Raw genomic sequence first — 21,214 nt, 5'->3', positions numbered from 1 at the left:
ACCCGGCTGGGTCCACGACTACAACACCCACCGAGCCCACTCCGCCCTCAGCTGCCAGCCACCCATCACCCGACTGACCGCCTAAGCGTCAACAACGCGAATCAGTACAGCTAGGCATTCGACTTGCCTTACACGCACCAGCAGTGAGGAAGAGGGCTACTGCCTCAGTTGGCTGGCATCATGGTCGAGAGAAGCCTCGGCCTGCGCCTTCGATCAGGAGGTCGGAGTCACCATCGGCGATGGCCTTCTCGATAGCCTGCAAGAAGGCGCTCACACCTCGACCGATCGGGAAGACCTGAGCGTTTCGACTTCGCACAGCGTCGATTGCGTCCGTAGCCGCGTGCGAGGCGTGCCACGTGTCGACGACAAGGACGTCGGCTCGCGTGGCCAAGGAGCGCAGGGCCGCTGTTCCCACGGTGTCGGAGTTCGACTCGAACGAACCAGGCGAGCACAACAACGCCAACCGCCGAGCCAGTGATGCCGCCGCTCCGGGCAAAAGGGTGTACAACCCGACGACCTTGCCATCCAGCTTCGTCCACGCGTTTCCGGTCTCCGTGAACTGCTGCTCCGGCAGCACCACAGGAACACCGCATTCCTCGCCCAGGGCAACAAGCTCAGATCGCTGACGCGCACTCAGCCGGTGGTGGTAGTTCTGGGCCTTGCGCAAGATTTCTGCGATGACCGAGAGTCGGAGACTGGGATCGAACGAAGGCGCTACGAGCAGTGCGTCAACCAGACCGATACCCCAGTCCACGGAAGACGCCGCCGCCGCGCGGCGCCAGAGCCTTGCAGTCAATTCCACCGCATCTCGGTACCTCGACCCGCTAGGACCTCCGTCGAGGATGCGTTCGAGGAGGAGTGAGTAAGCTTCACGAACCGGCGAACTGAGGTTTTCCTGTTCGGCCAGCAACACCAGCACGGTGTCGCAGAATTCCCCTGCAGCACCGGTGCCCGCGGCTGCGGCCGCCGCACGACACAACACGTCGAGGCTGGCTGCCACCTGTGCGCCGTTGATCCCGTCCCATGCGCTTGACAAGGCATCAGCCGCCACCCTGACATCTTCTGCTGTCAGTTGCGACAATCCTTCCCAGCTGTCGCACTGGCGGCGGGCGACATTCGCCGCGTCGGGCCACGCCACGTCGCGAGCCAGCCGCTCACACCATTCCGGCCAACCCGCGCACGAGCCTCCGACGAGCCTGGCCAGGTCCTCGATGTCACGCAGCAGTCGACGATCGGGGCGCAAAACGGCAGCCGCCTCGAGGCCGTTGACCGCGGTCAGCACGTCGAAAGCGTGCTCGAGGTCTTCGCTGTCCAGCGTCGCTTGAACCGCCAAGTCGGCCAAATCTGCCACCGGAGCCTCCAAGAAGGCTCGGATGAAGGCGCCGGACTGCCCTTCCTCGAACAGATCACGCAAGGCCACGGATGCGGCAGGAACTTCGAGTTCCCCTTCCGCCAACGCCGTGAGCCGACGCCGTTCGACGTCGTCCTCCGCTGCAAGGAGCAGACGCTTCACTCGCTCAGGGTCGCCGAGCGCCACGGCGGTAACGACTCCCACCGCTCGACCCCCCGCCGACGCCGGGACGTCAACCGCGCTGATCAGCGAGCCGTAGCGAGCACCGAGGTCTGCTTCGTAGAACATCTCACGAGTCGACCGCCCTGTGTTGACCAGGCCGGCGACTTCGGTGTGCCAGACCATCTCGAGCAGGATCTCGTTCACCACGCGCGGTCGTCGGACCCTGAGCAGTTGGGCGAGGTTGCGCTGGTCACGCAGTTCACGCCACCGCTCCAGGCGGCCGAGCACTTCGACCCTGAGGAAGCGGATGTTTTCGGCGCTCAACCGACCGGTGAGCTTGATGTCCTCGAAGATCCGTTCGGCCAGGCGTCCATCGCGGTTCAACAGCGCAAGCCTCAGATCTCGCAGCAAGTCCACGTACGACGGGCTGATCAGCCGGAGCCGCGCGTCCTTGCCCTTCACCGTCGCAACGGCGTCCTCGATCCGGGTCAGGAGGTCGCCGGGCTGTCCGTTCTCCCTGCGGATGTGGGAGATGTGCCGCAACGAGGCTTCCTCCAGCAAGCGGTCCACATGGTCCGCAGCTGGATCCGGCGATACTGAGGTGATCGAGGCGACCGGGCCGAGGAATGCCTGCAACACCTCTCTGCCACGACGCTGCCCCTCGCGGTCCTCCGACAACAGGTAGAAGGCCTGGGGAGCGCGGTCCAGAGGTAGCACCAGCCAGCCTCCGGCTCCCCGTGTCCACGACCCGACTTGCTCCTCGAACAGGATGTCGACCCGGTCACGAAGATCCTTGAAACGTGCAGGGTCGCCCAGGCATCGACGCAAGACGTCCGCAACGGTCACAACACACCGCCGAAACGTTCGAAGGCATCCATTCGTGCCTGCTCAACGTATGCCTCATCGGTGCGTAGCTCGACGTGCTCCTCCCGCAAGTTGATCCCCGTGTAGGTGATGTTCATACTTCCCACAACCGCGTAATCGTCACCGGTCAACGCCTTGGTGTGCAGCTTGCCCGTGGTGTCGACCACCACTTCGATGCCTCGCTCCACCCGCAGGTCCTGTTCCAGCGCTTGCAACCTGCGCAGAAACATGTCGTTGTGCTTGTCAGGGGTGGTTCCGATCACGACGGCCGTCCCCTGCTCGGCCAGCGTCACCAGAATTTCAACCAGCCGCACTGGCCGCCTGCCGAAACGGGCGAGGCTCGAGTATGTGTTCGCGCTGTTGTCGACCACCTCGACGTCCGAGATCCACGGTGAAACCAGCCAAATGCTCTTGCTCGGCGCGACGAGCTCGGCAGAGAAAAGAGCGCCCAACATGTCCAGGACCTCGCTGGAACTCTGCGCGCGTGACTTCCGGATCACGCGATTCACAGCGCCTCCCGCAACAATAGGCGACACTCGGTGGATCGAGCCGAACTGCGCTGACCTACTACAACCGGATGGCAAAGGAGCGGCCCGACCTCCACGGGATGGGACTGCAGATCAACCAATGCGGCTCTCAACGACCGCCGATCCGAATGACCGGCACGGAGCACGACCTCGCGATGCTCGCGCAGCGCATCGTGAACCATCAGCCGCTGATCATCAGCCCATCCGTCCACGTCGATACTCGGGGGCCCCAGGCGCACATGAGCGCGAACCGTATTGCTCGAGGGCTCCAGGAAGGGCCCGTAAAGGCTTATGGACGACCTCTGCTCACCCCAGGGCCACAGCACGTTCGCGACAGACCTCGCACGCCGCGGTGCGGATGTCCCTTCATCGAGGTGCAGCACCTCGTCAAGATGCTCCTCATGGGCCACCAGCGCACCGAGCGTACGTCCATCGATCTCGAAACCGGACGCTTCTGCCGCCTCGTCGCGAAGATCGAGCCAAGCAACCACCTCGGCCAGGAGGTCCGGGTGCGCGCCCGGGCCTACCAACCGTGTGCTCAAAGCCGACCGGGCAGGCCCGCCAAGCGTCAGGTCGTCGGCACGGGCCGCCTCGTCGACCGCGTGAACGGCTTCGCCGACAGCCGAGTGGCCCCCTTCCCATGCTTCACGCAGTCGCCGCAGGGCGGACTTGACGTCCGTCGAATCGCTGCGCAGAAGCAACGCCAACTCTTCGTCCATGCTGTCGGCTGACGTCGGTGCCAGTGCGTCCTCCAAAGCGCGCGAGAACGCTTCCGGTTCCTTGGTCAAGACTCTGAGAAACGCCTCGACCTGCCCCGTACCACCTGGTGATGGCTCCGACACCCAGAACCGGGCGTCGTCCTCGGGGGCCAAGTCGATCGCCAACTCTTCGCCATCAACGCCGCGGCAAAGCGCCGACAAGGCGCTGACGACCAGTCGTGCGACTGACAGTGTGTAGCGGCGCCGCCACCAGGCGGTCCATGCCGCTGATCGCTCCTCGGCCGTGACCTCGTCGACGGCAGCAACGACCGCCGAGATCACGTTGGAGTTCTGGCACCACTCGACCCAGTGCAGACCGTGTGACGACGGACGGTGGTCATCGGCGCTCGGAGTCAGTCCTAGAACAGCCGCTGCCGCCGACAGTGCCGCAGCCCAACGGTCGTGCCCTGCCAGCTCGTCGCCGTCAAGCCTCGCGGCCACCACGGCCAGCAGCACGACCTCGGCCAGCGATTGCCGGTCGAACCAGGAGAGGTCGGCAGGCAAGTCGGCTTCCACGAGTATGTGATGGCGGAGCCTGCTGGAGCGTTCAGCAGCGCTCGGCGGCATCACCTCACCGGGCAAGTGGACGACAGCCTCCAAAGCATCGCAGTGAACGTCCACTCCAACCGCGGCCGCCGACCAGTTGTCTCCCTCACCCACCCCGTAGTGCAGACGCACTGTGCGCGCATCAGGCGCCCAAACGGTCCCGGAGGCGGTTGTCGCATATCGGATGGTGCGGACACCGCCACCTTGGGCGTGAACGTGTGCGGACAGCGATCGCAGTACCCTGCCGGCACTCCGATCAAGTGACACTCCGGTACCACTGCCCAGCGGGGAGACGTGGAACTTCCAGTCAGGAGCGACCGCCGAGAAGTCACGCACGGCATCTTCCACTGGTCGCAGTTCGGCGGAGACGGGCGAATAGACGTCGATGGGGCGGTTCGGCAGGAGAAGTGTGTCGACGGGCGCGGTCACCCGGTACGTACTGCGGAGGTCGACCCGCAGGGCGGAGTCGTCGATCCCATCGGGCAGTGGAATCCAATGCCGCTTGTGTTTCGCCCATATGCCGAAGTGGCGCGTCACGTTGCCCGGGGTGAACTCGCGCAACGCGCGCAAAGCCGGCATGTGTTCGACAGTGGCTTCGCCACCTTTGCCTGGAACGGCCAACTCGACGTCCGGGACCAAGAGGTCATCGAAGAGGTTGCCTGGCACGAACGGCCGCAATGGAGTGCGGGTGCGCAGCCCTGCATCGTCCGGCAATGGTTCCTCACCACGCCACTGGTCCTGCAACAAACGCCGCATCGTGGGTACGACCGCCAGCAGAAGTGGGCGGGGTGCGTCCCACAGGAGGCTGTCCACCACTGACTCGGACACTTCGCCCTCGCCCAGACCCAATGCGCGGAGGAGGTGTCGACGTAGCCGTTGACGCTCGGGCCCCGAGCGGAGCAGTCGATCGAGAAGGCCTGCGAGTGCGCGTTGCCTGCGCTCGGCACGCTCACGCTGCTTCGGGTTCTTGGGATACAAAGCCGCAGCCGGACCTGATAGATCCACCCATGTCGAGTCGCGGTCGTTGTAGTGGAGTTCAACAGCGAGCCAGTCCAGAAGTGCGTAGACGGCCTGGATCCTCAGCACGTAGAGGTTCTCGACCGGCAGGTTCCGCGGTGGCAGATCGGGGTCGAACAGGGCGTCGTAGCCATCCCACGCTTCGCGGTCGCGACCCCAATCGCTGAGTACGACGACCGTCCAGGGCCTGGTCCTCTGGCTGCGTCCAGCCCGTCCTTTGCGCTGGAGGAACTGGGCGGCGTCGTGTGGAGCCTTGTGCTGGACGACCGCGCCCACCCGCTCGTCGTCGAAACCGACCTCCAGCGTGGCGGTCGCAACCACGACCTGCGCTTCGCCGGCCACTCCCCGGTCCTGCGAACTGGTGCGACCGATTCGGAGCGGGCGGTCTGCCTCGACACCGTGGCCGAGCAGTTCGGGCAACCACCACCACTGCCCGTCGCGATCTCGAACCTCGGCGTCCTCCTTGCGGTCCGGGTCGACTCGTTCCTGGTTGGTCGACCTCAGGTGCGCCAGTGTCAACGGGCGCTTGCCCACCGCGGGCCTGCCGGGCCACCGCCAACCTTCGGCGTCCAAGAGGTTCCAGTAGAGGCGGTTCGTGCTGTCGAGCTTGTCGGTGAAGACGAACGTTCGGCTCCCGAAAACCCCGCCAGATGTCGGTGGGCGTTCGACCAGGTTGCCTACCGTCGTGTCCAGACTGCGCGCCAACGCCATTGTCGTCTGGATGCTCGTCGAGAGCGTTCCTGCCTTGGAATGGGGATCACTTCGGACCGCGAGCAGGTACTCCGCTCCCGCCTCTTCAAGCTCATCGACGTGAGGGTGCACGACGGTGATCGAGGTGGGCGGCAAATCCACCAGTCGCGCGAAGAACTCACCGGCATTGGTCAACGTGGCAGACAGGCCCACCCAAGTCGGTACACGCCCGAGTGCGTGCTTCAGGCGGCGAAGCAGGATCGCGTTTTGCGCGCCTGTCGTCCCCTCGTAGGTGTGCACCTCGTCCAACAGCACAGCTGCGAGACTGGCGGGGCGGAGCCCGAACGCCCGGAGGCTGCCGGGGGCGGACAACTGCCTGTTGAGCGACTCGGTGGTGCTCAACATCAGATCGGCCGGGCGGTCCCGAGCGGATTCCCGGGTGAGTCGCAGGAACCTGCCGTCGATCACTGCTCCGCAGGTCGCACAGACAAGCTTTTCGCTATTCCGCTCCACGTCGGTCTTGTTCCAGACCATCTCGGAGGCGCATTCGAGGCAGCGCAGAAAAGGGCAGACGTACCCTCTTCCTCGTTCGACCCATCCTTCGGCCCACCCTTGGGTCACCGCGAAGGCGCTCGTAGGCGTCAAGCCGAACCAAGTCGCGAGGGTGAGCGGCGACGACCCGGGGTTCGCCGTGTGAAGGGCAGTGGTGTAGCCGAGCAACGCTCGAAGTTGATCTTTGAGGAGCTCATTGCGCGGGTAGAGCGCGAGACCCAGAACCCGGGGTTCGCGTCGCGCCCGCGCTTGATCGGCGAGCCACGACAGCAGTGGCAGGTAGAAGGCGAGAGTCTTCCCGCTACCCGTGCCGGCGGTGACCATTACACCGGTGCGTCCGCCACTGCGCAGCGCCTGCAACACTGTCGACGCACTCCGTCGCTGGAACCCTGAAAAGGCTTCGGGTGCCAGAGTCTGCGCCGCGCTCAACCCCGGCGGACCTATCAGGCCCCGGATGTCGTTGAGCACCTCGTCGACGGGGACATCGCGCTGGGGCCTTCGGCGTGGCCGGTGCAGGAACCGGTGATCCAGCACCAAGGGCTTCCCCTCGGTGACAGCCTGGCCTCGGAAGGATTGGCGGAGTGTCGCGATCAGCCGCACCGTCTCAGCGCTACGGGACCGATAGCGGTGACTCGGCGTTCGCACGACCAGCGCGGCGTCCACCAGTTGCTTGAGGAGTTCGTGCGGCGGGCCGAAATCCGACAGGACAGCGTGGATCTCCTCCTCGTCCCACTCGGCACCGACAGCGCCCCATGCCAGAAGCTGGGCCTCCCGCAATTCGACAGCGGTCAGCGCGTCAAGTGCGGCGTCATCCACGGGGAACCTCCACCGGACTACCCGCTACTACCTTGAAGTTCCCGACAACGCCGTGGTCGTGAAGCCAGGACAGTACTTCGGCGTTCAGAAGGCCGACCGAAGCGCCACCTTGCGCTGCCGCCGACACAAAGTCCTTGACAGCCTTCGGCAACGACTCTTCGAACTCCTCCGCGAGGGTCACCACCTCATCCAACCGAGCGACCGCTGCGGCGTCCGGCGTCTGACGCCTCAGCGTAGGCAGTTCAACCAACACGTCCCTCAACTTGCCGGCGACGGCGAAGGTTCCGCTCCCCGCGAGGACGTCGACGAGGTCGCGGAGAGCGGCGGCGTCTCCGGCACGAGCTTCGACGTACTCCGACCACGCCGAGTCGACGGAGTTCCGAGCACGCGTGTTGAACTGCTTCAACTCGCGGACGACCACGGCGATCTGTCGCCGGTCCGGTTCCGACTCCACCGTTTCGAGAGCGGTCTCGAGACCACTCGGGACCGCGATACCCTTCCACCAGGTGCCGAGCCCTACCTCGGCCGCAGCGGTGAGACCTTCGAGTTGCTCGAGCAGCCGACTGAGGTCTCTAGCGGCCTCGGAGATCACCCTGAGATCTTCGTGCGCCTGCTTGGCGTCGCTCGCACGACGTACAGCGCTTCGGGTGTCGATAACCCAATCGGGTGCGTGGTCAGCCACGGCGGCCCCCCGCTGGCCTCAATACATCGATGTGCTTTCGGATACTGGAGAGTGCTGAGCGAACCGCAGCAGTGCGCGCCTGCAGGTCTTCCGCAGTGCCATCGTTGCGCGCACACTCGGCACGGGTAGCGTCCAAAATGTTCTTGATTCGAGCCATCGCACTGGCACCGCGGATCGCCGCAGCCGCCCATGCCTGCGCCGCCAGCACCTGATCTGCCGCAGGAACTCCGTCGTCGCCCCGCCAGCCGAGGGGCAGCCCGGAAGGCATGCGCTCGACCAAGTCGGTCGCCTCACGGAAAGCGGACACTGCGTCGGCCGGGCGGAAAAGACCGTGTTCCACCGCTAGTTCACCGGTTTCGCGCGCTACCTTCGCCACCTCCTTGGGATGGTGGCCGTCAAGCACGGTGTCGAGGTACGTCATCGCCTCGACCAGTTGTGAGAGTTGGCCTGCGGCGGCCTTGTCCACCGCCGCCGCCAACTTCTTGGCACCCGCCGCGACGTCGGACCCGGCAGTGGCCATCTCCTTCTCGACGCGCCGGAGATATTCGACCGGCCTGTCGAGGATCGCCTTGAGGTCGAGTTCGAGCCCCACAGCGTCGATCAACTGCGGGCTGCCGGTCTCACCTTGGCGAACCGCTGCGAACTGCGCTATCAGTTCGATCGGCGAAACGGTGCCCAGCACATCGCGCGCCGCACTGTCGACACCGCTCCAGGAGTCAAGGGGTTCAGCTTTCATCGGCGTGGCGCTCAAGACATCGTTCACCGCGCTCAGCCGGTTCGGCGGTGTGCCGAGGGCGAGCAAACACACTGCGCGTACGCCGAGGGCCGCACGCGCCACATCGCGATTGGCCACCGCTTCGATGAACCGCCGGCGGACCTCCGCCGCCCACTGGTCGAGCCGGTGTTCCAAGACGAGCATGAGGTCGAACGGCTCGTAGCCATCAGGCCATGGCCACTTCCCGGCTCCAGGATCCCAGGTTCCGTGATCCCAGAACCACTTCGCTGCGATGAGCACTCGGACATCGGCCGGTTCGCGGGTCAGGTCGAACCGGATGCCCGCGGCTGCGGGCTTGCGGCCGCGGGCATCTTCGATCACGAAGGCGTGCCTCGGAAGAAGGCCTTCGAGCAATCTGGCACCGGCACCGTCACCCGCTGTGTGGAAGAGGTCTAGATCGAGGTTGAGTCGCGACAGGACCATCCTGCGGAGATTCATACGATACTCGTCCGCCTCGGCGGCGGGCATCTCTTCAGTGCTGTTCTGCCACTGGAACAACGGGTTCAACGGGCTCGGTTGGAGGTCCTCGACCACTTTCGCCCCGCGTTCCGCGGGCTGATCGGTCGATTTCGCGACCGGCGTCGAGACGACCGTACCCTTCTGCCTGGTGGGTTGCAGCGAAAACGCCTCCGCCACAGTGGGCGCCAATTCGCCTTCGTCGGCCCAAAGGACGAGAGCACGGTACAGGCGTTCGGCTTGTTCACCGCCAGTGCGACCGACTACAACCTCCTTGGACCGCCGAACCGTGAAGTCGAAACGCTCCCGAAGACGTTCGTGCGGGTAGTCGCCCTCGGCGATGTGGGCATCGGCTTCGATCAACTGTTCGCGGACGCACACGTCGAGGATGCTTCGCGGAGTGGCGTTGGTACCGCGCTTCGCGAGACCACGGCGGAGGGCGACCTCGTTGTACGGGTATAGGCCGACTGCGCCGAGTTCGGGGACATCGACGGTGCCGAACGCAGCATGGCACTCGTCGCGGAAGCGACAGGGACTTCCTTCTTCCCTTGTGTCACAGGCGTTCCTGAGCCAGTCCCTTCGGTCGTCAACGGCACCCACCCAGGATGCTTCGACGTCCGCGCGACCGACGCGAACGAGGTTCAGGTAGCGAGCGACGAACTCCCGTCGATCCACCGTAGCCGTCGGGTTCACCGTAAACCAGTGCGTGATTCGAGTGCGGACAGTCTCACGAAGCTGACTGAAGGGCGAGCCGGTGACCGCGAACACCACGCGGAGGGGAGCCAGGTCCTCGCCGGGTTGAGTGGTGAACTGGTCGTACAGTTCGCCGTCGATCAGTCCGAACTGGACGAGGTCCTCGAACAAGAGGACGAGTTCCTTGCCTTGCTGGTGGAGGAGTTGGCGTGACCTCCTGAACAACGAGTCCAGTGTTTCGCCGTTGTTGGCGCGGAAACCCAGGGTGCGTGGAGCGGCTGCTCGCAACGCCTCGTCGAGCAGTCGCAGCACCGCCTGTCGTTGGGCCTTGGCGACCCTCCACAGATCCAGCAATTCGGCGTCGGCAGACAGCGCCCTCACCACACCGGGCACTTGGAACGGCAGATCGTCTTCGGTGAAGCCGTCTTGCTGTTCGTTGCGACGCGATGTCTCCTCGTACACCGAAGCGACGAACCGGTCCAGCAACCCACCGCTGCGCAGCAGTGAAGCGTTGACCAACGTCACGTTCAGAAGGTCTGCCAGGCCGTTCCGGCGCTTGCCCTCGCTGTCGGCTGTTCCGAGGAGCATGGTCCGGGCTTCACGGCGGTCCGCATCCTCCTGCGACTCTCCCGGCGCAGGTAGCGACGGCTCGAGAACCCACGTCAAAACGTGCCGCATTTCTTCGAGCAGCCGATCGCGCAACTGGTTCGGGCTGGTACCGCCTACTGCGGCGTCCACGCGCTCCATGATCTCGGCGCCGCCTTCACCCGGCAGCCCCTCAATGATTCGCTTGAGCAGTTGACGGATCGTCTGAACGGCTCGCGGCACGTACAGGACGTGGAACCTGTTGTCGTCTTTGGGAAGGTTGGCGTGGACCCATCTGACGACGTGGCTCTTACCAGCACCAGAGTCGCCGGTGACCGCGATCAGTGAGTTGCGCCACGGGTCCCCGAAGGATGCCATCAGGGCGCTGAGCACATGCTGTTCCCCCGACCCCGCATCGCCGACCTCGGGTCCTTCCCGGTGCTGGATCGCCATCGGTGTGTGCGCTGCCAAGAACAGCGCGTCACTTTCGCTGGGGAGTTGGCCGATGTCCGAGAAGACGGTTTCTCGAACGGACCGCGCACTCCAGCAGCGGAAACCCTTCATCGTGCTGGTCATGAACGCTCCTCTACGACCTCGATCCGGGCGATGCGACGATCCCTGCCTCCGACCCGGAGGACAACGGCGTCAGCGAAGTCGTCCGCGTGCATCAACCGCACTCGATTCGCCCGTTCCAACTTCAGCAACGCCAGGGACATCGCCTCGGACGGTCCGGGCGGGACGCTGATCCCGTCCGGGAGTGCTCGTAGCAGACGGGGGTGGCCAAGCAAGGGAGCGAGTTCGTAGAGACGTTCGAGCCACTCACGAGCAGACGCGCTCGACGGCATCTCGGCAAGCAGTCCTTCGACCGCACACGTCGGATCGACGGAAAGCCTCGTCTTGCGTGACACGGTCGTCATTGTGATCAGGCCTAGGGCCCTCGCCCAGCGCAGGAACGGGCGCCATTGCTCCGGGTTGTGCACCGCATGGCGCATACCAGCATGTTCGAACTTTTCGCGAGGCCCCTGATCCCACTGGTCCGATGTGGACTGCAACGGGTCCCACGTGAGCAACCAGGTGATCGCGTACGGCACGTCAGGAGGCGACTCGTCCTTCTCCACCGCGTCCAGCACTCGTGCACCGAACCGCCGGAGCAGCAACGTGCGAAACGCCCGCGAATCAGCGGGCGGCATATCGTGGATCTGCTCCACGTAAGTATGGCGCAAGATGTAGACGCGGCGGTCACGAAAGCCCTCCACATCCAACAAACCGATGTCGACACCGATCTGCAGGGAGTCCGGCAGCACCGGCGGCACCTTGGCAGTCCGACCCGCACGACCCACTTCTGCGGACAGCGACGCCGGCGCCAGGGCCGCGTTCATCCGGTCGACAGTCGCACCGGACGAGTGGTGCGCAAGGTACCGGCAGATCACGAACAAAGCGGGAGCGCTCGCGAGGACTTGGTTCTTCAGGTAACTCAAGATCGGCTCCCAAGGATTTCCAGTGCGGTACGCGCGTCGAGGCTGAGGAAATCGCGTCCTACTTCACGGCCGTCCAGGAGCGTGCCCGATCCGAGCAGCAGTACGTCGAAGGATCGCCTGGAGTGTCGCCGCTGTGGCCCCCACAGGGTCGGCGTGAGCCATCCCCTGGGCACTACGCTGCCGGGCGGATAGACGACGAACGACGACGCGGGGGTCAACTCAGCCGGCCTGATCGGTTGAGGATCCCAAAAGATCCATGGCACCTCGGGCAACCCCTCGTCGGCAAGCCCTGCGACATGCCGTACACCACGGCGGACCAGCGCTCTGGCGAGCGGCACCGCAACCTCGTCGTGGTTGTCGCTGGTCAACAGGATTACCCCGTTACGGGCACCGGCCGCCGCGGCGAGATGATCGAGATCGATGCCTTGTGAGCTATCGAGCGGCCAAATCTCGATCGGGTTCGGCAGTGTGTTCGGTCGTGGTTGCAAGCCGACTTGCCTACACCCCGGGCACCTCCCACAACGGGGTTCCGGGGCCACGGATTCCACGGCGGCCTCGCCGAACAGGTCGTTGGTTCGACCGGAAGGCCGGTAATACCGAGCGATTCCCTCGCATGCTGCGACGCGCTGCTGGGATAGGGCGAACATCGCATCCAGTGACTGCTTGGACCGTTCGATCTCGACCCGCTGCCATGGGCCCCATTGTTGTTCCCAGAACGTGACATCAGCAAGGTCACCATGGTTGACCTCGATCGCGACCCAGTCGGACCTACCGTCGTCACCCGCGGGTAGTTCCCGACGCTCCTCGTAGTCCGACTCAACATGGGAACACGCGCCCAGTTCGACCAGGGCCTGCACCACCTGTGCATTCCACCTGCGGTTGTAGGTTCCTCGACCAACACCGCGACTGCCTTCCAGGTCCACGAATGTCTTCTGTGCACGCTTCTGACGGTGGTGCCAGATGTCGACCCAACGGTCTTTCCCGGTCTCCGGGTTCAACACCGTTGTGATCAGGTTGCGAGCCTCGTCGTAGTCCTCTTCCTCTGTGATCAGCAACCCTACGGAGACGTCACCGTCACGCCCACCGCGCCCCACTTCCTGGTACCACCGGTCAACCGTTTCAGGCAGGCAGGCGTGGACGACTGTCCGGATGTGCGGGTAGTCGATGCCCAAGCCGAATGCCGAAGTAGCGATCACGAGGTCGACGGTCGACGGTTTGCCTTCCGTACTCCGCAAGCCTTCCAGCACGCGTACCCGCTCTTCGGTGCTCGTCTCGCCAGTCACCACGGCCAACCGCTGATAGCCCTGGTTTCGAAGGCTTTCTCCCCACGCACGGGCCGTGTCGGGCGACGTGACGTACAGGATGCCCGGACGCGGCAGCATGGCCAACGCCTCCTGCACGTGCTGCTGCCTCTCTTCGCCGTCAGCGTCGGCCCTGATCCACAAGTCCGGTTCGCTACGGAGAGCGTTCGCCGCCACCAACGCACACGGACCGGGTTCACCAAACAGTGAGTGCAGGTCCTCCAACTCGTACGAGCCGAGCGTTGCGCTCAGGAGGAGGGTCTTGGGTGGCGAATAGCGGTTCTCGCGGGCTCGAGCGATCAAATTCCTCCTGAGTTCCGCGAGGGTGCGGAACTCAGGCCGGAAGTCACGGCCCCACTGGGTGACCAGGTGGGCCTCGTCCACGACGATGCCACCCAGCCGCCCTGTGCCCGCGGCCTCGAGTAGGAACTGCCGGAGCGTTCGGGTCATGGACTCGGGAGAAGTGACGAGGAGCCTCTGCTGAGCGTCTTGGATCCTCGTCTTCATGACCTCCCGGATCTGGGAAGGGGTATCTGCGGTCCACGCGAAGTGGAGTTCCGACTTGTCGACGTTCGAGTACCTGCGTGCGAAATGGTCACGGAAACGCCGTTCGAAGTCATACGCGAGCGCAACGGTTGGCACCACAACGAGCGTGACCGCGTACTTGTGCTGCTCTGCGAGGCACAGTGCGACCTCGGTCTTCCCGGAACCCGTCGGCAGCATCGCGATCAATGTACTGCCCGCGGGCATCGACACGGCTGCCCGGCACGCCGCGCGCTGTCCCGGCGTTCGATATGTCCGGTATCCGGTGCACCGCTCGAAGAACGGGTCGGCGGCGGGCCCACCGCCGTGGAAGCGCTTGCCCACGGCGGTGCCGCCGGCAGCAGCGGCATCGGGCACCCCGGGCCCGAGCCATGCCGGCTGCCACGGGATCGCCGACCATCTGTCGCGTCCAGTTTCTACCAGCCCGGTCATACCTGCGCAGCGTTCGAGTCTGGCCGACAGCGACGGGTGTACCGCGACACGGGAGCTGTGACCATCTCGCAGAGACCACCGACGGAGCAGATGCCTCATCAACACCGCGAAGTCGAGGTCGCTGCCATCCGCCGAGCGGCTGACGTGTGCGAGCCTGGCATAAAGGTCGTCAGTGAATGCGACATCGGGCGCGCCGTCCGCCAGTACTTCCAGCAGTGCGCTGTCCTCGTCACCGAAGTCTTCATCGATCATTTCGACGGCCAGAGTACGACTGCCCCACACGCGACCACCGACACCGCCGGTCGTTCTACGCCGAGCGTCAAGGCTCGTCCCAGATCGCGCTCGCGCTCCAGGTCGCCACGCGCCCCGACACGTTCTGCTTGGGAGGGCAACCGCAGGGAGCGCGCGTTGAGGACGTCCAACCGTCGCTGCGCCTCAACCTCGGCTCGCGCCGCAGCGCCTCTCGGCGTCGTTGTCAACGATGGAGTTCCGCGCAGGTGCTCCCACGCCGCCTCGGCTGCCGCCTTGCACATCTCCCGCCAGTCCGGGATCTCGGCCAGCACCTCCTTCCACGCCCCGCCTTTGAGCAGCAGGTCGACCGCCTGATCGAAGGGCCTCTCCAGCATCGACACGGTGGAGGCATCCGCAGGCCCGTCGCCGTTGGTCCACGTACGTTCGAGGACGGGCGCAAGCAGCGCGTCGCCGCGGCGGCGCAGCCTGCGCCTCGCCGCTTCACTTTCAGCATGCAGGTGCGAATCGTCGAACTCGACGAGGAAGTCACACTGCAACCACAACGTGGCGACCCGCACGGATGGATCGCGCCGGATCACGGCACGGGCACGGCCGCGTTCGTCGACGCGGAGATAGCGCTCGAGCCAGTCGATCAGCGGATCCCCCAGCCGAAGCGGCGCGACGCCGACCCGGTCGGCCGCGACCCGCCGCGAATAGGCGCGTGGCGCCTTGAGCAACGGCAACACCGCCTCGGCCACGTCTTCCGGCGCACCGAACACCGTCCGCTGCGGATCGCTGTCGAACCCGACCACACCCGTGGTGGTGTTCTCGAACGGCCTGAGATCCAATCCGCCCTGCATCGACGTGAGCCGGGTGAAGGCGTCCGTTAGCTTGAGGAAGTCGTCCTCAGCCCTGTTCAACTCCGCGATGCCGTCCTCGTCGAAGTCGGACGCGACGGCGACGGACTCCATCTCTTCGAGGAGGTCCACCTCCGTCCGCTCGCTCTCCAAGGCCGACCGGAGCGCGGCGAGGTCCATTTCGAAGGCGAGGCTGCCCTTCTCCAACAACCGGCTCTTCAGTTGCTCCACGACTTCGACCAGCTTGCGCTGGAGCGTTGCGACAGACGCCTCGAAGATGCCGATGCCCTCGTTCAAGAGACGCACATGTGGCGCCACCCAACTGCTGTCGGGTTCATCGACAACCACGACCTCCGCAGGCTTAACCCTGCGGGCGAACCTGTCCAGGCGGCCGATCCGCTGCTCGAGCCGGTTCGGGTCCAACGGGAGGTCGAGGTTCACCAACACGTGAGCGTCCTGGAGGTTGCGGCCCTCCTCGATGGTGTGATCGCCGACCAAAACGGCACCGTCGTCGGACGACAGGAAGCGTGCAACCTCCGATTCGCGGCGGTCGACAGGCATGGCGCCGAAGTGATTACTGACCTTGTTTTGCCACCGAGCGACGGCGGCGGTGTAGAAGTCGCGGGCGGAGTCGGCTGAGGTGCCCACGACCACCACACGTCGCCGCTCGCGCAGCATCCCGTCGACTACTCCCAACAGGAATTCCAACCGGGCACCGGTGTCCGTCAACTCGAGCCGCGCCACCCCGTTCCGGAAGAGGGCTCGCTCACGCTCGGGCACGTGCATCGGCTCCCCGAGTGGGACGGCGAGCCGATGTTCCAGATACCGCAACAGCGCCCTCGGACCGCACAGGCCGTTCAGGACGGTGCGCCCGAACACCTCTGGGTCGGCAGCACTGTCCTGGATTTCGTGGTACTGGTCGAGGAACTCGTCAACGATCGAGCGCGCCGGGTCACGGAAGGTGATGAAGGTAGCTTGGCGTCCCGCCACCGGATACCGTTCGGTCGCCTCGGTGTTGCGGCGGTGCCGGATCATCCTACGGCTGATCCGATAGGTTTCACGAACGTAGTTGATCAGGTGTTTCCAGACGGGTGAGTCTGGGGCGTCCGCGGCTCTGCAGTCACGCGCCAATCCGGCAAGCACTGGGTCGGAGCGGTGTGCCTCCTCCAGTTCAGCAAGAATCGAGACACGCATCGATCGAGTCATACGCAATGAGGCGAGAGCTTCGAGGTTGGTCGCCTCGGTCTCACGCGCCGCTACCCGCGCACGGAAATCTGCCAACGCATCTCTGGGGAACGCTGTCGAGTCGACCAGGTTCAGCAACTGGAGGAACTCGTCGAGGTTGCCGCGCATCGGAGTGGCAGACAGCAACAGCAATCCACGGGTCGCCAGCATGTCTTCGTAGAGCCTCGGTGCCCGGCGAAGGTGCGGGAGCAATCGGTGAGCTTCGTCCACCACCACGAGCGCATGCTTCCGGACGTCCGCCTGGTCCGCCATGCGTTCGTGCCTGACCAACCGGATGCGGCCAATGGATAGTGCGTTGCCCAGCAACAACCTTCCGCGCAGTTCATCCTGCCACTGGCGGATCAACGGCGCCGGAACAGCGATCAACGCGGTTGCGTGCGGATCGTCCAGCAACAACTGGCGCAGGACCAGACCGGCCTCGATGGTCTTGCCAAGGCCGACCTCATCCGCCAACAGGTAGCGGAGCACCGGGTCGGCAAGTACACGTGCAACCGTGTCCAATTGGTGCGGATAGAGTTCGACCGCTGCTGAGAGCACACCGGTGAAGCCGCGTGAGACCCTGCGCTGCCGCAAGAGTTCGTCGCGGAACGCACGACGAGCCTCGTAGTACTCGGGAGAATCGCACAACCCGCTTGCCAGAGCCTTCGCCGGGTCCGCCAGCGGGAGGTTCCACCGGACGACGAACCGGTCGCCGGCGAGTTTGACGTCGCGCGGGATTCCGGGTACACGGACGTGGTACTCGCCGAAGCCGCTCGCATCGACGATTTCCGCTGCGTGCCAGCCGTAGGGTTCGCCCTTGAGCCACACCCTCGTCCCTTTGGCAACCCGGACCACTTCCAACTGCTCCACAGGCACAACGACCTGCGTCTGCACAGCGCCGGGTATGTCCGTGTACACGACCACGGCCCCGTCCGGGCGCTTCTCCGAGCAGAACCCGTAGCCGTAGTCGTTCGACTTCACCTTGACCCAGCGGCGGACGTAGCGACTGGGCGACGAGAACCTGTTGAGCAATTCAGCCACTCACAATGAGACAGGGCACCACGTCGACACCAGACGCTGTTGACGGGGACACTTCGACGCAGGCCGCCTCCGACCTGCCTTGTTCCGGTCGAACCGGTTCAACGTTGATCCACAAGGACGTTCGACGCACCGCAAAGTTGCGGAATGCTTCGAACTTGGCAGACGACGTGGCCCACCAAGCCGCAACGTCAGTCGCGGAGCGCCGCCCATCCCGCTCGCGGACAGTCACGCAAGGCGTCGGCCGGGCATCGAAGGAGGACCATGCGGACATCACGCCTGTCAACCGGACTCCAAGAGATCTACGTCGGCCCGCACTGATCAGTGCCACCGAGCACCTTGCAGCAACATCTACCACGGTCGGGGTTCAAGCAGGTCCGGATTCGACGAGGACCCGCATATTCTGACGGGCGGCCTTCGCAGCGCCGTCACGCACGGGTTCGAGGGCCAACCTCGGGATCGAGCCCTGACTGCCACTCAACCGGCCAGGGAACAGGTCTCGCTCAGGACACCGTCGGCATACCGCACAGCCTGCGTTCAAGCGCCTTGATGTCGGTACGGGTGCGCAAGCGACGGTGTCACGGATCGTCCGAGCATTTCGGCGTCAACCCCCAAGCCTCTCAACGTGTTGCCTTGAACATCGCCGCAGAACACACTGACGTTATTGCGCCGAACGGGTGACTTCCGCATCTAGCCATAGCTCGCGATCGCGCTCCAGACCCGGACCGAAGATGAGCATTCCTCGAAGCACCTCATCACGCCGTCGATCCGGAGTGCCTCTTGAAGTCAGCTACCTGACGAGGCGTGCCGGCCGACGCGCAACAGGTGGTCGCGGACCACGGACACGTGCGGGTTGGCCGACGCGCCGGGGCGTTGCACCAGGAACCCGGTGTTGATCGGCGGGTCCTCCGGCTCGTGCAGCACGACCAGGTCGCCGGCGGCCAGCTCGCGCTCGCACAGGTAGCGCGGCAGGACGCTGAACCCGCTGCCGCCGACCACCGCCGCGAGCACCGCGCGCAGGTCGGGCACGGTGACCGCCGGGTGGCCGGTGAGGCGGCGGCCGAACACGTGCCGCCAGTAGCGGCGCACGATCGGCAGGTCCTCGGCGTAGGCGACCAGCGGCACCCCGTTGAGCGCGGCCGGGTCCTCGACCGGCCCGGTCCGCTGGGCCCACCGCGGCCCGGCGACCAGCACGAACTCCTCGTCCGCGAGCGGGGCGGAGGCGAGGTTGCGACCGCGCGGGCGGTGCGTGGCCACGACCAGGTCGAACCGGCCGGCGCTCACCCCGTCGAGCAGCTGCTCGGTCTGGCCGGCCGTGATGCGCAGCCGGACGCCCTGGTCCACCAGCGGGGCGAGGTGGGGCACGACGCAGTGGGTGAGGAACTCCGCCGGTCCGGCGAGGTGCACGGGTTCGACCGGGCCGCCGTCGTCGCCCGCAACGGCGGCCAGCGCGTCCAGCGGTTGGCCGACGCGCGCGGCGAGGTCGTCGGCGGGCGGCGCCGGGACGACCCCGCGGGCCTGCCGTTCGAACAGCTCCCGGCCCAGTTGCCGTTCCAGCGCGCGGATCTGGGTGGTGACGGTCGGCTGTGACAGGCCCAACAGGCGCGCGGCGGCGGTGAACGAGCCGGACCGGTAGACGGCCAGGAACGTGCGCAGGAGGTTCAGGTCCAGAGCACCCGAGCCATTGGTTCCGCTATCCCTCACATGCAGAAGACTATTGGATGTCTATGGGTCGGCGCGCCTAACGTCGGGGACGTCACCTGTTGTCTTGTGAGGAAGTCCGCGATGCCGTTCTCCAGCCGTGAGTGGCGCCTGGCCGCCCGTCCCGTGGGCGAGCCGAAGCCCACCGACTTCACCTTCGCCACCACGACCGTGCCCGACCCCGGCCCCGGCCAGGTCGTCGTCCGCAACGACCACCTGTCCGTGGACCCGTACATGCGCGGACGGATGAACGAGGGCGAGTCGTACGTCCCGCCGTTCGCGTTGGGCGAGCCCATGACCGGGTCGGCCGTGGGCACCGTCGTGGCGTCGGAGGCGCCGTCGCTGCCGGTGGGGGCGACCGTCACCCACTTCCTGGGCTGGCGCGAACACGCCCTGCTCGGCGAGGCGGACGTGCAGGTCGTGGACACCACCCTGGCTCCCGCGACGGCGTACCTGGGCGTGCTCGGCACCACCGGCCTGACCGCGTGGGCGACGCTGAAGGAGGTCGCGCCGGTCCGGGAGGGCGACGTGGTCTTCGTCTCGGGCGCGGCCGGAGCGGTCGGCTCGGTGGCCGCCCGCCTGGCCCGCGAGCTGGGTGCGGCCAAGGTCATCGGCTCGGCCGGCGGCCCCGTGAAGGCCGCGCGCCTGACCGCGGACTTCGGCTACGACGTGGCCCTGGACTACCGGGCCGGCGACATCCACGCGCAACTGACCGCAGCCGCGCCCGAGGGCGTGGACGTGTACCTGGACAACGTGGGCGGCGACCACCTCGACGCGGCCCTGCGCGTCATGAACCGCCACGGCCGGGTCGGCCTGGTGGGCGCGATCTCGGCGTACAACGCCACCTCGCTGCCGACCGGTCCGGCGCACCTGCCGTTGGCCATCGGCAAGCGCATCACGCTGCGCGGCATGATCGTGGGCGACCACCTCCACCTGGCGGCTGACTACGTCCGGCGCGCGGCGGGCTGGCTGGCCGAAGGACGCCTGGTGACCGACGAGACCGTGGTGGACGGGATCGAGAACGCGGTGGAGGCGTTCCTGGGCCTGATGAAGGGCGCAAACACCGGCAAAATGCTGGTCCGCACGTCCTGATCCGGGCGTGGCTCAGCTCTGGTGGATCAGCCGGTCAGGAGCCGTGCCGGTGCTGAGCCAGGCCCGCGCCAGCTTGGTGGCCGCAGCGCGGAACACGCCGTCCCGGTCACCGTCCTCGGGACTGACAACCTCGGCCCGCTTGTCCAGCACCAGGTACCGGTCCACGCCACCGTCGATGTGGAACCGGTAGCGCGCCTCGACATCGGTCTCGCTCTCCTTGTGCAAGTACACGAGCATCGCCAACGCGATCATCTCCAAGTCGTTCGCCGCCGCGTGCGCGTCTTCGTATGAGCTTGGCAGCGACCACAGTCTCGGAGCACGAGCGCCGCTGTCCGCACACTCGACGGTTTGCACCTCGCCGGCACCTTCACAGCTCCCGCCGGGACGCGGTGGACGCGCTACAGAACTCGGCGTTCGAGGGCTGTCGGGCGCGTAGTCGCCGACTTCGCCATCCCCATACCCCTCGTCGTAGCCCTCGGTGCAACCCTCGTCGAGGTGCTGCTGCCGCTGGCGCTGTTCCTGCTCCAGTTGCCACTCCAGCAGTTCGTCGTGGCTGCGCATGTACTCGTCATTCTGCTGTTGCTCATAGCCCGACGTGTCGTTGTCGAGCGGCGGACTGCTCCACCTTTGGGGCCCGAACGCTGTGCCGAGCAGCCACACCACGATGGCGGCAAGCGTGATCAACAGCGCGAGCACGGTGAGGCTGCGCAACCACCCCAACACCGCACGACGCTATTCGCCATGCCCGGTTGTCGGACCGGCGGCGTGCTGCGTTACGTCTCTTTCGACGGCTACGTCTGCGTCGACACTTGTCACCCCACGCGTCTCGTGTGCCCCGGTGGT

At 65.8% G+C, this 21,214-nt stretch carries 11 protein-coding genes; 1 reads left to right on the top strand and 10 read right to left on the bottom strand.

Going from position 1 to position 21,214, the window contains the following annotated elements:
* Positions 1-178: 178 nt before the first annotated feature.
* The 9 genes from dpdD to ABD126_RS30020 form a co-directional block, all read right to left on the bottom strand.
* Positions 179-2,359 (bottom strand): protein DpdD, encoded by a 2,181-nt coding sequence (gene dpdD, locus ABD126_RS30060; RefSeq protein ID WP_343937352.1) that lies wholly within the window; start codon positions 2,357-2,359, stop codon positions 179-181.
* Positions 2,356-2,886 carry a phospholipase D-like domain-containing protein DpdK gene (gene dpdK / locus ABD126_RS30055; RefSeq protein ID WP_343937351.1) on the bottom strand — a complete coding sequence of 177 codons (531 nt, stop codon included), beginning with the start codon at positions 2,884-2,886 and terminating at the stop codon, positions 2,356-2,358. The genes dpdD and dpdK overlap by 4 nt, the downstream gene beginning before the upstream one ends.
* Positions 2,883-7,283 (bottom strand): protein DpdJ, encoded by a 4,401-nt coding sequence (gene dpdJ, locus ABD126_RS30050; protein ID WP_343937350.1) that lies wholly within the window; start codon positions 7,281-7,283, stop codon positions 2,883-2,885. Before dpdJ ends, dpdK begins: the two co-directional genes overlap by 4 nt.
* A complete protein-coding gene (locus tag ABD126_RS30045) occupies positions 7,276-7,965 on the bottom strand; it encodes a hypothetical protein (RefSeq protein ID WP_343937349.1) in 690 nt (229 codons plus the stop codon). Before ABD126_RS30045 ends, dpdJ begins: the two co-directional genes overlap by 8 nt.
* On the bottom strand, positions 7,958-11,050 hold the full coding sequence (locus ABD126_RS30040) for an AAA family ATPase (protein ID WP_343937348.1): 3,093 nt from the start codon (positions 11,048-11,050) through the stop codon (positions 7,958-7,960). Before ABD126_RS30040 ends, ABD126_RS30045 begins: the two co-directional genes overlap by 8 nt.
* Positions 11,047-11,952 (bottom strand): hypothetical protein, encoded by a 906-nt coding sequence (locus ABD126_RS30035; RefSeq protein WP_343937347.1) that lies wholly within the window; start codon positions 11,950-11,952, stop codon positions 11,047-11,049. Before ABD126_RS30035 ends, ABD126_RS30040 begins: the two co-directional genes overlap by 4 nt.
* Positions 11,949-14,480, bottom strand: a complete 2,532-nt coding sequence (dpdF, locus tag ABD126_RS30030; RefSeq protein ID WP_343937346.1) for a protein DpdF — start codon at positions 14,478-14,480, stop codon at positions 11,949-11,951. The genes ABD126_RS30035 and dpdF overlap by 4 nt, the downstream gene beginning before the upstream one ends.
* A complete protein-coding gene (gene dpdE / locus ABD126_RS30025) occupies positions 14,477-17,581 on the bottom strand; it encodes a protein DpdE (RefSeq protein ID WP_343937345.1) in 3,105 nt (1,034 codons plus the stop codon). Before dpdE ends, dpdF begins: the two co-directional genes overlap by 4 nt.
* A gap of 783 nt (positions 17,582-18,364) precedes the next feature.
* A complete protein-coding gene (locus ABD126_RS30020) occupies positions 18,365-19,282 on the bottom strand; it encodes a LysR family transcriptional regulator (protein ID WP_343937344.1) in 918 nt (305 codons plus the stop codon).
* Between the two features lie 81 nt (positions 19,283-19,363).
* Here ABD126_RS30020 and ABD126_RS30015 point away from each other — a divergent pair, with 81 nt between their 5' ends.
* On the top strand, positions 19,364-20,371 hold the full coding sequence (locus ABD126_RS30015) for an NADP-dependent oxidoreductase (RefSeq protein WP_343937343.1): 1,008 nt from the start codon (positions 19,364-19,366) through the stop codon (positions 20,369-20,371).
* A 12-nt stretch (positions 20,372-20,383) separates the two neighbouring features.
* Here ABD126_RS30015 and ABD126_RS30010 read toward each other — a convergent pair whose 3' ends face one another.
* Positions 20,384-21,094 carry a hypothetical protein gene (locus ABD126_RS30010; protein ID WP_343937342.1) on the bottom strand — a complete coding sequence of 237 codons (711 nt, stop codon included), beginning with the start codon at positions 21,092-21,094 and terminating at the stop codon, positions 20,384-20,386.
* Between the last annotated feature and the right edge of the window lie 120 nt (positions 21,095-21,214).

This window comes from Saccharothrix mutabilis subsp. mutabilis (genome assembly GCF_039521145.1).
GTDB lineage: Bacteria > Actinomycetota > Actinomycetes > Mycobacteriales > Pseudonocardiaceae > Actinosynnema > Actinosynnema mutabilis.
The sequence above is the reverse complement of the archived record's forward strand: the minus strand, read 5'-3'. Positions and strand labels throughout refer to the sequence as shown.